The organism is Segatella bryantii (genome assembly GCF_022024215.1).
In the GTDB taxonomy this organism is placed as follows: domain Bacteria; phylum Bacteroidota; class Bacteroidia; order Bacteroidales; family Bacteroidaceae; genus Prevotella; species Prevotella bryantii.
In genome coordinates, this window is the sequence record NZ_CP091798.1 from 2,318,531 (window position 1) to 2,332,836 (window position 14,306).

A 14,306-nucleotide genomic window follows, 5' to 3' on the forward strand; every position below is an offset into this window, starting at 1 on the left:
CAAATATAACAAAAAGAAAAGTCACCCGAACCAATTAATGAAAGTTTTTTTGTAATTTTGTATATGATATGAAATATAACACGTATACGTTGAAAAATGGTCTCCGAGTTATTCACCTCGGAAGTACATCACCTGTTGTTTATTGCGGATATGAAATAAATGCTGGTACTCGACTGGAAAAAGCTGGTGAGGAAGGATTAGCTCATTTCTGTGAACATACTACTTTTAAGGGTACTACACGAAGAAAAGCCTGGCATATTTTAAATTGTTTAGAAAGTGTGGGTGGCGACTTGAATGCCTTTACCAATAAAGAAGGAACAGTGTACTATGCTGCAGTTCTTAAAGATCATATCAATCGCGCTGTTGATATATTAACCGATATCGTATTTCACAGCGTTTATCCACAAGCTGAAATAGATAAAGAAGTAGAAGTAATCTGTGATGAAATAGAGAGCTACAACGACTCTCCTGCTGAACTTATCTACGATGAATTCGAAAATATTGTATTCAAAGGTCATCCATTAGGTCATAACATCTTAGGAAAAGCTGAACAGGTACGCCAATTTAAAACAGAAGATGCCTTGCGCTTTACACATCAATATTATCGTCCAGAGAGAGCAATATTCTTTATCTATGGGGATGTAGACTTTAAACGAGTAATAAAATTGCTTGAAAAGTATACAGCTGATTTTCCAGAACAGAAGCCATTTATTGAACCAGAAAAAGAACCTCTACCATTACGCTATCAACCAGGAAAATATATTTATGATAAAGGTACTCATCAAGCTCACGTCATGATTGGTAATCAAGGCTATGCCATCCATGATCAACGCCGCATGCCACTCTACCTGCTCAATAATATATTAGGCGGACCTGGTATGAATGCTAAACTCAACTTAGCGCTTCGAGAACATAACGGTCTCGTATATACAGTAGAAAGCAGTATGGTAAGCTATGGCGATACAGGACTATGGTGTACCTACTTTGGTTGTGATCCGAACGATGTAAATCGGTGTCTGCGTATTGTTCGCCGAGAACTGCAAAAATTTACAGACAAACCGCTATCCCAACATCAGTTACAAGCTGCAAAGAAACAGATTAAAGGCCAAGTAGGTGTAGCCTGTGATAATAGAGAAAACTTCGCCATAGACTTTGGTAAAAGCTTTCTCTATTATGGATGGGAGAAAGATATTACGAATCTCTATGCACAAATAGAGGCTATTACAGCTGAACAGATACAAGCTGTAGCTCAAGAAATATTCGACGAGAATAAAATGACGACTCTAATCTTCAAATAAATGAGATATATCGCATTTTATTTAATAGTAAAATTGACACGATGATGTAAACGCTCTCCCTTAAACAACTTTTTTTTCTCACTTTTGGCAAAAGGATATACTTTAATCGTATTAATCGAATTTTCCACGGATCCATCGCCTATTTCTGCTGACAAAGGCGTATCAGCTTTAACTTCCAACAAGCCATCAATACTTGTTTTACCTTTTTTCTGATAAATCTCTCTCTCTGTACAGGTAAAAGCATCTGTGCTAATAGCTATCATACCAGTACGATCTGCCTGAATTTCTGTATCACGAAGCACTAAAACCTCATCACGATAATCTAATCCATGCCCATTACTAGTTAATGTGAACGAACGCTTCAAGGTAGAATCATTCTCTATTAAAAGCCCCTTAACCTGAAAATAATTTCCTTGAAGCATAAAATGAGGAGTATCTATAGGACGTGCATTAATATTCTTATTCTGCAGTTGTATATAGCCTAAAAGGTTACCTGTATTAAACTTGCGAAAAGGAACGACCAAATTATTATTACTCAAGTCTAAAGGAGCAATATAACCCGTATAACTATTTTTACCCTCACTCCATGAAAAACAAGCAAAATAATTCTTAGTTAACGTACGAACTATCCTTTGACATGGAAAAAATTTAGCTTCAGCATGTCGCTTCTGAAATTCACTCCACACTGTAGGTTGCATCTCAGAAGTAGATAACATCTCATGCATCAACCAACTCATCATGACACGATGAGACTGAACCCCCATCCTACGTCCACCTACATCTGGTCGTAAAAGCCAACTACCATCAGAAGTCGTCAACTGGCGATGTCGAATCTGCTTATAAGCCTGATTCTCAAAATAAAGCGCATCAACATCCCTAAGCATACAAGCCATAGTAGAATAACTTGTTAACTGATCATACAGAAACAAGCTCCAGTCGTTTCCATTCGGCATAGCTTGCTCGCCATCAGGCAACGTAAGCCAATTCAAAACATTCTTCGTCACTTGATCGCAATTATGCAATAAAGCATTTGACTTCCATTTAATATATTCACCTTGAAACAGACGCAGAGCCAAAGCAGCTTCACCTAATTCCTGAATAACAACATTCTGATAACTTGTATGGAAAAAACCGTGATTCTGAAGTGTCCAATCCTCATAAAGATTAGCCCCTTGATACAAATCGGCAACCGTTTTAGAATCAAACCAAGGATCGATAACCTTATTATTCGTAGCATCAGAAGGATGAGAATAACTATTGATAGCAAAAGCACGCATACGCTCAAACCAATGAGATGCAAGAGAGTCATTTGGAAAAAGACCTATAGCAGCAGCCAAGACACCTACTTCCCAACCATTTTCCTCCGCCTTAGTATCACCTTGATAACCAGTAGGAATGTCACGCTCTAACTCATAATTACATTCAGCCTTTAACAGGCGATATAATTTATCCTTTTGCGCAGAAGACAACTTGTTCCATTGGAAAAAAGCAGAATACGCTACCGACAAAGCCCAAAGACTACTTTCCCACTGATGATCTTTCTTGCTTACAGAGCCCCAATAACGCTTATCCCTACAAGTTCTTAGATGTACCGCTTTATGCGTATCTAAAGCGAAAGAAAGCGATTTATAGGCGATACTATCTATTCTCTGCCAAGTTACCGGATGAGGCAGCTTTACTTTTCCCTGTGCATAATGGGACAAGAATGCGCATACCATGCTCAAATCAGCATTGGTACGAACTCCTCTTTCATCACTTCCCATCGTATTCTCTCCACGAAAACAACCATATTTTTCATCGATATCTTGATAATCAGTACTGACATATTGAGTAAAACGAGCCAACATGCCCAACAAAGAATCTTTTAATGCATGCTCCTTTACAAAAGAAGAATGAGCTGATAAAGATATTGTCATTAAAAACGACAAAAATAATAGGATAATTTTCTTCATGGCTTTGATAGAAAGAATAATAAGGATGGACTAATGAGCCGAACTATAGATAGAATATAGCCTCATTACCTTCGTTAAAAAGAAGATCTAGAACACTCATATTCGGTTGAAACCCAAAACGCTGTTGATATACTTGATAATAAGTATTTGGTACAAAATCGGTATCCTCTCCTGGGTGTTTCGGACGAATAACATCACGGAAATCCGTCATATCAATTACAGAATCTGCCATGACATAGCTCTCAGTAAAATCAATAGATGGATGAATGTCGAGCAATTCACACATTTTCTCCATTATCGCCTGATTATAATCAAGCAGAAATTCCCACTTTCTTTCGAAAAAAGGACGAATGTCATCCGCATAATACTCAAAAAAAGGACTTTCTCCATAAGCAGATAACAATGCATTCCAATGCTGATGACGCCAGTTATCATGGTCACTGATACGAACATCTTTCATCGGAGTCTTATCCAGTCTGCCATCAACAGGACGCTCTACTGGGATAGAAAGAGCCTGAACTCCATTAGTAGTAGGAATAAGACAACGATTACGAAACGTCTGCTTCATAAAGTTATCATGCTGTTCTATCAAGCAATGTTCAAAACGATTCAATTTCTGGTACCACTGAACAGGTCCGAAATAAGTAGAAGAAAGTAATGCTGTTTTCAAAATTTTAAATGATATATTTTTTTAGCTTTGCCAATAATCTGATGCTTATGCACCAACACACGTTGTTTACCAATCCTTACCAAATATAGTTTACAATCCTTGCACCCACATCGCCTGCAACAAATAAGTGGAATACGATAGAGTTCCTTACCATACTTAATAGTATCGCCGGGGAGATATAATACCCTACCTATATTAGTTGTAGCATCTACTGTATCTGTAAAGGCTATGATATCACCCTTAAGAATAGGAGCATTAGAAATTCTATTCACTATAACACGATCACCAGCTTCAAAATCAGGACGCCAATCTTGATTAGGCACAGTATAGATAGTGAATATAAAGGTTCTGATAGCCAACATCACAAGCGTGGCAATAATCAAAGCCAGAAGAAATTTAAAAATCTGCCCTATGTGCATTGACAAAACGAGGGATGGACATAAAAATCCACCCCTGCGTATTTTAGAGTTTATTTGATATTATCTACAAAAGTAAACAAACGGTTCCAGCGGATTCCACTAAAACCCGGATGATCTGGATTATGCGACCACCAAATAAAAATAGGTTTACCCACAATATGATCCTCTGGCACAAATCCCCAATAGCGAGAATCGGCACTGTTGTGACGATTATCACCCATCATCCAATAGTAATCCATCTTAAAGGTATAGCTCTTAGCCTCATGACCATTAATGTAAATCTTATTATTCTTTACTTCTAACTGATTATGCTCATATACCTTGATAGGACGCTCATAGATGGCGATATTCTTCATATTAAGCGCAATACTTTCTCCCTTTTTAGGAATCCAAATAGGCCCATAATTATCACGTGTCCAACCTGTTACAGCATTCAACGGATAGACGTCACCTGTTGTCGCATCTGTATTAATTCGAATCTCTGCTACCAAATCCTTACGAGCTTTCAAAGCATTATAAGCACGCTTAGTAAGAGGTAAGTAACCATTCTGATTAAGCGATGTAAGATCTTCCATAGTAATGCCATACTCATCTAAGAATTCCTCTGGTAGATCTTGCTTCAACTTAACATAATAAGTGTACTGTACATTATCTGGCTCCTTATTAGCTATGCCATTGAGATAGACAATACGATTCTTTATCTGAAGCGTCTGACCAGGAAGACCCACACAACGTTTCACATAATTTTCTCTTCTGTCAGTAGGACGAGAGATTACATCGCCATATTCACCCGGATTATCAATAATATACTTTCTTCCAATAGCATACAACTGAGCAAAGAAATCATACTGTTGCTGTGGATTAAGCTTGGCAACATCTACAGGAACATTATTCTGTTGTTCATAAATCTGCTGACCGAAAGAATAAGCCATCTGATAGAAATCTGCAGCCTGCCATTTCTCTTCATTGCATAGAGTATCGCCTGCAGGATAATTGAATACAACAATATCATTGAGTTCAACATTACCCAAACCCTTAACACGGCGATAATCCCAATGAGGCCATTCTATATAACTCTTCACATTCATCAGAGGCATAGTATGCTGAGTAAGCGGCATAGTCAGTGGTGTCTCTGGAATACGAGGACCATAACTAACTTTGCTCACAAAGAGGTAATCGCCAGTAAGCAATGACTTCTCCAAAGATGAAGAAGGAATTACATAGTTCTGAAAGAAGAATAAATTAATAAAATATACAGCTACAAGTGCAAAGACCAAAGCATCCACCCAACTCATAATAAAGCGAACTGGTCCCTCAGCATCTTTCCACCACTGCCAACGTATCTTCTTGCTGATATAAACATCATAGATGAAAGGAACAACAATAAGTCCCAACCAACTTTTCACCCAAAATAGAAACAGAAAGTACAAAGCCAATACAATACCAAATTTGGTCCACTGTACCTTCATATTAAGTGACTTTTTCTTGTCACTCATATCATAATTCAGTTTTCCACTGAAAATAGAATGCTTTTTTTCGTTATCTGCCATAATTAGAATTTGAACATATCGCTAATGGTCAAAAGGCCTGTATGGTTTGCAGTATACTCTGCAGCAAGCACAGCACCCAAAGCAAATCCCTTACGTGAATGTGCATCATGAGTAATTGTAATCTTATCAGCTTCGCTATCATAAGTAATGCTATGAATACCTGGTACTTCATCACGACGAATGCTGGCAATAGCTAATTCGTCAGCTGCAACATCATTACTACCCTCTTCTGTACCATCAGCATTATGTTGGAAGCCTTTAACCCACTTATCTTTACGATTAAGATTGTCAATAATCTCCTCAGCTAAAGTTATCGCTGTTCCTGATGGAGCATCCAACTTATGAACGTGGTGAGTTTCTTCCATCTCTACACCATACTGAGGAAAACCATTCATGATCTTTGCCAAATATCTGTTAACCGCAGAGAAAATGGCAACACCAATAGAAAAATTAGAAGCCCAGAACAAAGTTTGTTTACCGTCTTTAGTCAAAGCTTCAACATCTGCCTTATGATCTGCCATCCAACCAGTAGAACCAGAAACAACCTTCACATTATGCTTGAAAGCCTTCAAATAGTTGTCGTAAGCAACTTTAGGATTAGTAAACTCAATGGCAACATCAGCCGAAGCAAATGCTGGAGATTCAAAATCTTCTTGGTTATTCACATCAATTGTACAAACGATTTCATGGCCACGCTCAAGAGCGATCTGTTCGATCATGTGTCCCATCTTGCCGTAACCGATTAAAGCTATTTTCATTGTTTACGTATTTATTCCGATTAATCACCGCAAAGATAGTACTTAATCAGATAAGTACAAAGAATACAACTATAATTTAATGAATTTTTGTGATATAAAAGTTATCAATCTATTACTTTTTTCAGTATCTTTGCAGATTGCGACGACTATTTGTACGCTTTTAGATAGAAATGGAATTATTATTACACTATGTGTGGAAACACAAGTTGTTTCCCCTAACAGAACTTACTACTACTGATGGAAAACGAGTTGAAATTATCGACACCGGACTCCATAATCAGAATGCAGGCCCTGACTTTTTTAATGCAAAGATCAAGATTGACAATACAATTTGGGTTGGCAATATTGAGATTCATGAAAAGGCTAGCGACTGGTATGTACATGGTCACCACCAGGATGAACGATACAATAACGTTATTCTGCACGTATGTGAAACTATCGATACCGATTGCCAGACTCAAAAAGGAGACTATCTTCCACAAATAAAACTATCAATACCTAGCTATGTACAAGAGCATTATCATGAATTATTGAGCATAGACCAATATCCACCATGCTATAAAATTATTCCAAACCTCACCCGACTCATGATACACAGTTGGATGAGCGCACTACAGACAGAACGACTGGAACAAAAGACTGTAGCCATACTTCAACGCGTCAATGCTTGCGATGGAGACTGGGAAAAAGGCTATTTTGTCACCTTAGCCCGAAGCTATGGATTTGGCATTAACGGCAATGCCTTTGAAGAATGGGGAAAACACATTCCATTACATGATGTGGACCACCATCGCGATGACTTATTTCAAATAGAAGCTATATTCATGGGACAAGCAGGATTGCTGGAACTCAACACGATACCACAACACTATCAACAGAAGGCACTCATTGAAGGATATTTCTCGAAACTACGAAATGAATATCTTTATCTTGCTCATAAGTTTTCACTTACACCGATGGATTACAAATACTGGAAATTTCTTCGGCTCCGCCCACAAAATTTCCCATATATACGAATATCTCAACTAGCCAACTTATATTATTCACGCAAAGCAGGTTTAAGCAGATTAATAGAATGTAAAAGTGTAAAAGATATCAAACAGATATTCAAGACATCAGTAACCAAATATTGGGAAACACACTATATATTCGGCTCTAGCAGTGAAACAAATACGAAGATACTATCGCCTTTTTCTCTCAATCTATTGATGATTAATACAGCCATTCCGATGCTTTTCGCTTATGGACGTTATAAAGGCTATGATAAACTTTGCGACAGAGCTTTCGATTTTTTAGAAGAACTTAAAGCCGAAAATAATTATATCGTAAGAATGTGGAAGTCTGTTGGCCTAAACGTGGAAAATGCAGGTGATTCACAGGCTCTCATTCAATTGAAAAATGAATATTGCGATAAAAAAGAATGCCTAAGGTGCCGTATCGGATACGAGTATCTGAAAACACGACATGATAAACTTGAATAAGATAATAAAAGATAAAGAAAAAAGTTATAAATACAAATAATGACAACTTATCAAATCACGAAAAATTAAAAATATGGAAAAATATATCTACGAAACAAAAATGGAGGTTAGAGATTATGAATGCGATATCGAAGGTATCGTTAACAATGCTAACTATCTACATTATTTTGAACATACCCGTCATCGCTTTCTGAAAACTACAGGTCTTAGTTTCAGCGAGATGCACAACCGTGGCATAGATGCCGTAGTGGCCCGTATGAATCTGCAGTACAAAACCCCTTTACAATGTGACGATATTCTCGTATCACGTCTTTGGATTGAAAAACAAGGTGTAAGATATATATTTCATCAAGATATCTTCCGCGAAAAAGATGAGAAACTTTGCTGTAGAGCTACCGTGGAACTTGTATGCCTCATTAATGGTAAACTGGGTAATAGCGATGAATACGACCGTGCCTTTGCCCCTTATTTTGCAAAGAAAGATTAACTTTAACACTCAATGAATCAACAAGAGATACTTAATACTATTGCTTTAACCCGAATTAATTATTTCACCCTTTCAGGTCTATTAGAACTTTATCGCGAGCTCGGTTCTGCTACAGCTGTCATCGAGCATCGCCATAATATTAAGGATATTCTGCCTAATGCCTCTCAACGTTTGATTGATGCATTACAAAACTTAGATGAACCTCTTAAAAGAGCAGAGGTAGAAATGGAGTTTGACTCCAAACATGACATTCTTCCACTCTGCCTTATCGACCCACGATACCCACAAAGACTGAAAGACTGTCCTGATGCTCCACTGGTACTATTCTATAAAGGTAATGCTGACCTAAACCAGAAAAGAATTATTAATCTAGTGGGAACACGACACTGCACACTCTATGGCAAAGACCTTATCCGTAAATTCATCAGTAACCTAAAATACATCTGTCCTAAAGTACTTATTGTCAGCGGACTGGCGTATGGAGTTGACATTAATGCCCATCAGCAGGCTTTAGAAAATAATTATGAAACAGTTGGCGTCTTAGCACATGGACTTGATACCCTTTATCCACGACAGCATATTACCACTTCCAAAAAGATGGTAAACCAAGGTGGACTACTAACAGAATTTCTCACGCAGACCAATGCTGACAAAATAAATTTTGTACGACGAAACCGTATCGTTGCGGGTATGAGCGATGCCACCATACTTGTAGAAAGTGCCGCTAAAGGTGGCGGACTAATTACGACAGAAATAGCACAAAGCTATGGCCGTGACGTCTTTGCTTTCCCAGGACGCATTGGTGATGAATACTCTACAGGGTGCAATAACCTGATACGTGATAACGGAGCTGCCTTGCTCACTTCGGCCCAAGACTTTGTTAAAGCCATGGGATGGGAAGAAGACAAAGTGCTCGATAAGGCAATACAACAAGGCATAGAACGACAACTCTTCCCTGAACTGAACAAGGAAGAACAAGCTATCGTTAATCTGCTCAAAAAGACAAACGACTTGCAGACTAATATTATCTCTGTAAAAACGAATATACCAATCAACAAACTCACAAGCATGCTCTTTACACTTGAAATGAAGGGTGTAATCAAGGGGCTAGCTGGTGGTATGTATCATCTTTTAAAATAAGTTCTTGCTACAGGATAGAAAAGTAATGCTATATTATAAAAACTCCTAACTCCTATCCCCTAACTCCCAACTATTTACTATCTTTGCAGCCGAAATGGAAATAGGTAATATTAAATTTGGAGAAAGACCCGTCTTCCTCGCTCCGATGGAAGATGTTACTGATATCGGTTTTCGTAAACTTTGTAAACGTTATGGCGCTGCTATGATGTATACGGAGTTTGTCTCTGCTGATGCTATCATCCGTTCCATCAAGTCAACTTTAAACAAGATGATCATCGATGACGATGAACGGCCTGTAGGTATACAGATTTATGGTAAAGAAGTTGAGTCAATGGTAGAAGCTGCAAAAATTGTTGAGCAGTTTCATCCTGATGTTATCGATATTAATTTCGGTTGTCCCGTTAAAAAGGTAGCAGGTAAAGGTGCAGGAGCAGGTTTGCTCCGTAATATACCATTAATGCTTGACATCGCTAAGCATGTAGTAGAGGCGGTCAATGTACCAGTAACAGCTAAGACTCGCCTTGGATGGGATCAAGATAATCTGGTCATTACTGATTTGGCAGAACAATTGCAAGACTGTGGTATACAAGCACTTACTATTCATGGCCGCACAAGAAGCCAAATGTATACCGGAGAAGCAGACTGGAGCTTAATTGGTGAAGTAAAAAAGAATCCTCGTATACATATCCCAATTATCGGTAATGGAGATATTACTACCCCAGAAGAGTGTAAACGAGCTTTTGATGATTTTGGGGTAGATGCAGTTATGGTGGGTAGAGCTACCTTTGGCCGTCCGTGGATTTTCAAGGAAATACGCGATTACCTGGACGGAAAGCCTGATGACAAATTGCTTGATATCAATAAGAAAATTGATATTCTAGAAGAGCAATTGAAAATTAACGTAGAGCGCATCGACGAATATCGTGGTATTCTACATACTCGTCGCCATTTGGCTGCCAGTCCAATATTCAAAGGTATACCTGACTTTAAACAGACTCGTATCGCAATGCTAAGAGCCACAAAAACCGATGACCTCATCGAAATTTTAGAAAACTGCAGAATTCTATTAGCTAACTCACAAGAAAATATCTTGTAAGTATACCACAGATACATTAGCTCTATAAATGGTTATCATACCAAAAGAATATTACAGAAAGATGTTATCCTAAAAATAACGGCTGAAAAATACTTGCTTTAATAAACGTAAATGTTAAAGGCAAATATTTCTCAGCCGCATTTCTTATAACCATGTTAGTCGTCCATATTTAAGTCGAGAACACTACTTACATCCTTAGGTGAAATGTGACCATCTACTTTCACAAACTTACAATCACCATCGCTAACATCGATGACTACTACTGAAGTTATTACCGTTTCATCACCCTTAACTAAAAGTCTAGTTCCCTTTTTCTGTTGACCGGAACGAACAAATTCGACATAATCGCCTTTATCGAGCTTTTCAACAGCCTTACGGAATTTTTTACGTATCGATTTCTTACAATTATCAAGTTCTAGAAGTTTCACAGCATCCACTTTCTGGAGCACCTTATTCTTTTCAGTATTCGTACCAACTTTAACAAGCGACATCATATACTTCGGAATAGTAATACTCTTTGCCCCTTTGACATCAGAAAAAGTACGATAAAGCCCATCTATTGTCGTTTGAGAAAAGGCACAAATACTGACCAATAAGAGGGCCAGACTCATCAATATTTTTTTCATTAGCATATATTTTAATTAAATGCAAATATACAAACTTTTTTATTGATGGTCATGCGTTTGATCCCATTTAAGATAAAGTCCTGCTAAGATTGTACCAGAAATGCTATGCCATGCACAACTGATAGCACAAGGCAATACTGCAAGAGGCTGAGCTGCAAAAAAGTTACCAGCCAAGACTGTAGCCAAACCTGCATTCTGCATACCTACCTCTATGCTAATAGTACGCTTCTTAGCGATGCTAAAACCAGCAAACTTTCCCGACAAATAACCCATGATATATCCTAGCGTATTATGGCAGAATACCACAGCAAACGTCCAGATGAAAAGATAAAAGCCACGAGCTACCAATTTATCGTGTACAGTAGAAATAACTCCACCAACAATGAAAGCTAAACAAATAACACTCACACCAGGCATGAATGATTGTATTTTAGGAAAAACATCACGCTTACTATAAAAATAATTCAGCATACATCCTATCGCAATCGGAAAAATTGTCACAATAAAAATATCCATAAACATACGAACAGCATCTATAATGATTATCTCGCCTGCAGTAAGTTTCATTAGAAATGGTGTCATAAAAGGTGCTAATATGGTAGAAGCACAAGTCATACCAACCGAAAAGGCAACATCACCACGACACAGAAAGCTCATCACGTTACTTGAGACACCTCCTGGACAACATCCTACCAAAAGAATACCCAAAGCCAAGGCCGGTTCTAATCTCCACACACGAACCAATAAATACGCAATACCTGGCATAATAATAAACTGGGCACAGGCACCTACAAAAATATCAAGTGGACGCTTAGCCAAAACTTTAAAATCATTAGTAGACAAAGTCAGCCCCATCGTCAACATGATGATTCCCAAAATAACCGTCTGTGTCTTTCCTCTAACCCAATCAAAAAGATGAGGAAAGAAAAAGGTAACTACTGCAATACCAATAATAAAAGCTGAAGTGTAATTAGACAACCAGCGACTGATACTCTGTAAAGATTTCAACATACTTATTTTTTTTAAACGAGGCGAAATATTTCAATTCGTCATAAATTCGACTTACAAAATTACAACCAAATTAGTTAATAAAAGAATAGTTTGAAAGAAATTATTATCAGATGTTTTAAGATTGATACATTTTCACAAAAACTTCTACTCTTTAATCAATATAAGCATCTATAAAGGCGCAAACTCGAAATCAGCAAGGTTGGAAGCATATTCTGTGCTTCATTTACGATATTCTTACCCTTTAATCATGGTATTCTTTATGATTTTCTGATATTTGTCAATTAAAATAAGTAACTTTGCACCATAAGAAAAACGTAAGAAACTGAATGGTAGAAGATTTTGACGTAAGAAACGAAAATATATCTCCCGCAGAAAAGGAGTTTGAGAATGCACTCAGACCATTACAATTTAATGACTTTAGCGGTCAACAAAATGTAGTGGAAAACTTACGTGTATTCGTAGAAGCTGCTAAATATCGTGGGGAACCTCTCGACCATACCCTGCTCCATGGACCTCCTGGTCTAGGTAAAACGACACTGAGCAATATTATTGCCAATGAACTGGGTGTAGGATTCAAGATAACCAGTGGACCAGTACTAGACAAACCTGGTGATCTTGCAGGTATACTAACTTCTTTAGAGCCAAATGACGTACTATTTATCGATGAGATTCATCGATTATCTCCTGTAGTTGAAGAGTATCTTTATTCGGCTATGGAAGACTATCGCATCGATATTATGATTGACAAAGGTCCATCAGCTAGAAGTATCCAGATAGACTTGAACCCATTTACACTAATTGGTGCAACTACACGAAGTGGACTTCTTACAGCTCCTCTTCGAGCACGCTTTGGCATTAATCTGCATTTACAATACTACAATCCAGATACTCTTCAGCGCATTATAAAGCGTAGTTCTAGCCTACTCAATGTACCAATAGAAGACGAAGCTGCAGTAGAAATATCTAGACGGTCACGAGGAACCCCTCGTATAGCCAATGCTCTACTTCGAAGAGTACGAGATTTTGCCCAAGTGAAAGGAAATGGAACCATAACGCCTGAAATTGCCAAATTTGCACTTCAAGCTCTCAATATAGATCAGTATGGGCTTGATGAGACAGACAATAAGATATTGCTTGCCATTATCGACAAATTTAGGGGTGGTCCTGTAGGACTAAGCACAATCGCTACTGCTATCGGTGAGGATACAGGCACAGTAGAAGAAGTTTACGAACCATTTCTTATCATGGAAGGTTTTATAAAACGAACTCCTCGTGGACGAATGGCAACTAAACTTGCCTTTGAGCACTTGGGAAGAAATATTATAGCTAGCAATATTGTCGAGCCCGATTTATTCGATTAAAATATGAAAAAAATAGGTGTTTTTACAGGTACTTTCGACCCTTTTACTATAGGGCATCAAAATATCGCAGACCGAGCAAAAGGATTGTTTGATCTGCTGATTATAGCTGTAGCTGTAAGCAAATTAAAACATACGCAAGAAGAAGTGGCACAACGAATGACTGATATTGAAAAGATTTATACAGATGACCCAAAAATAAAAGTTATCTCATATAGCGATCTGACAATAGAAATGTGTCATCGTGAAGGAGCCCAATACATCGTAAGAGGTGTTAGAAGCGTAAAAGACTTTGAATATGAACGCGAACAAGCCGATATCAACAAACAACTTGGTAATATCGAAACTATTCTTCTCTTCTCTGAACCGCAATATAGCAGTATCAGTAGTACTTTGGTACGAGAACTGAAATTCTTTGGCAGAGACGTCACAGAATTTCTTCCAAAAGTGAAATAAAACA

Annotated in this window: 14 protein-coding genes; 7 read left to right on the plus strand and 7 right to left on the minus strand. The window is 37.9% G+C overall.

Annotated features, from left to right (window positions below; genetic code table 11):
- The first annotated feature begins 68 nt into the window (after positions 1 to 68).
- Entirely contained in the window at positions 69 to 1,298 is a 1,230-nt protein-coding gene (locus tag L6471_RS13930) for a M16 family metallopeptidase (protein ID WP_074614404.1), read from the plus strand.
- Between the two features lie 17 nt (positions 1,299 to 1,315).
- On the opposite strand, the gene L6471_RS13935 is transcribed toward L6471_RS13930, so the two are convergent.
- Genes L6471_RS13935 through dapB form a run of 5 tightly spaced genes read right to left on the minus strand, consistent with a single transcriptional unit; the run spans position 1,316 to position 6,647 of the window.
- On the minus strand, positions 1,316 to 3,250 hold the full coding sequence (locus L6471_RS13935) for a hypothetical protein (RefSeq protein ID WP_094448274.1): 1,935 nt from the start codon (positions 3,248 to 3,250) through the stop codon (positions 1,316 to 1,318).
- Between the two features lie 43 nt (positions 3,251 to 3,293).
- Complete coding sequence (locus L6471_RS13940) at positions 3,294 to 3,920, minus strand: WbqC family protein (protein ID WP_006282753.1); 627 nt, start codon at positions 3,918 to 3,920, stop codon at positions 3,294 to 3,296.
- A complete protein-coding gene (lepB, locus tag L6471_RS13945) occupies positions 3,917 to 4,339 on the minus strand; it encodes a signal peptidase I (protein WP_006282754.1) in 423 nt (140 codons plus the stop codon). Before lepB (L6471_RS13945) ends, L6471_RS13940 begins: the two co-directional genes overlap by 4 nt.
- A 50-nt stretch (positions 4,340 to 4,389) precedes the next feature.
- Positions 4,390 to 5,835 (minus strand): signal peptidase I, encoded by a 1,446-nt coding sequence (lepB, locus tag L6471_RS13950; protein WP_027453201.1) that lies wholly within the window; start codon positions 5,833 to 5,835, stop codon positions 4,390 to 4,392.
- 56 nt (positions 5,836 to 5,891) lie between these two features.
- A complete protein-coding gene (gene dapB, locus L6471_RS13955; RefSeq protein WP_027453202.1) occupies positions 5,892 to 6,647 on the minus strand; it encodes a 4-hydroxy-tetrahydrodipicolinate reductase in 756 nt (251 codons plus the stop codon).
- 170 nt (positions 6,648 to 6,817) lie between these two features.
- Here dapB and L6471_RS13960 point away from each other — a divergent pair, with 170 nt between their 5' ends.
- The 4 genes from L6471_RS13960 to dusB all read left to right on the plus strand — a co-directional run bounded on the left by L6471_RS13960 (position 6,818) and on the right by dusB (position 10,851).
- Positions 6,818 to 8,128, plus strand: a complete 1,311-nt coding sequence (locus L6471_RS13960; RefSeq protein ID WP_237797472.1) for a DUF2851 family protein — start codon at positions 6,818 to 6,820, stop codon at positions 8,126 to 8,128.
- Positions 8,129 to 8,201: 73 nt separating this feature from the next.
- Positions 8,202 to 8,615: an acyl-CoA thioesterase gene (locus L6471_RS13965; RefSeq protein WP_006282758.1), complete on the plus strand. Its 414-nt coding sequence runs from the start codon at positions 8,202 to 8,204 to the stop codon at positions 8,613 to 8,615.
- A 12-nt stretch (positions 8,616 to 8,627) separates the two neighbouring features.
- On the plus strand, positions 8,628 to 9,755 hold the full coding sequence (dprA, locus tag L6471_RS13970; protein ID WP_006282759.1) for a DNA-processing protein DprA: 1,128 nt from the start codon (positions 8,628 to 8,630) through the stop codon (positions 9,753 to 9,755).
- A gap of 94 nt (positions 9,756 to 9,849) precedes the next feature.
- On the plus strand, positions 9,850 to 10,851 hold the full coding sequence (dusB, locus tag L6471_RS13975) for a tRNA dihydrouridine synthase DusB (RefSeq protein WP_006282760.1): 1,002 nt from the start codon (positions 9,850 to 9,852) through the stop codon (positions 10,849 to 10,851).
- A 155-nt stretch (positions 10,852 to 11,006) separates the two neighbouring features.
- Here dusB and L6471_RS13980 read toward each other — a convergent pair whose 3' ends face one another.
- Positions 11,007 to 11,477 carry a DUF4252 domain-containing protein gene (locus L6471_RS13980; RefSeq protein ID WP_237797473.1) on the minus strand — a complete coding sequence of 157 codons (471 nt, stop codon included), beginning with the start codon at positions 11,475 to 11,477 and terminating at the stop codon, positions 11,007 to 11,009.
- Positions 11,478 to 11,516: 39 nt separating this feature from the next.
- Positions 11,517 to 12,488, minus strand: coding sequence for a bile acid:sodium symporter family protein (locus L6471_RS13985; protein ID WP_237797474.1), 972 nt, complete (start codon positions 12,486 to 12,488; stop codon positions 11,517 to 11,519).
- Positions 12,489 to 12,814: 326 nt separating this feature from the next.
- On the opposite strand from L6471_RS13985, the gene ruvB reads away from it, so the two are divergent.
- Positions 12,815 to 13,849, plus strand: a complete 1,035-nt coding sequence (gene ruvB / locus L6471_RS13990; RefSeq protein WP_006282763.1) for a Holliday junction branch migration DNA helicase RuvB — start codon at positions 12,815 to 12,817, stop codon at positions 13,847 to 13,849.
- A 3-nt stretch (positions 13,850 to 13,852) separates the two neighbouring features.
- Complete coding sequence (gene coaD / locus L6471_RS13995) at positions 13,853 to 14,302, plus strand: pantetheine-phosphate adenylyltransferase (RefSeq protein ID WP_006282764.1); 450 nt, start codon at positions 13,853 to 13,855, stop codon at positions 14,300 to 14,302.
- Positions 14,303 to 14,306 lie beyond the last annotated feature (4 nt).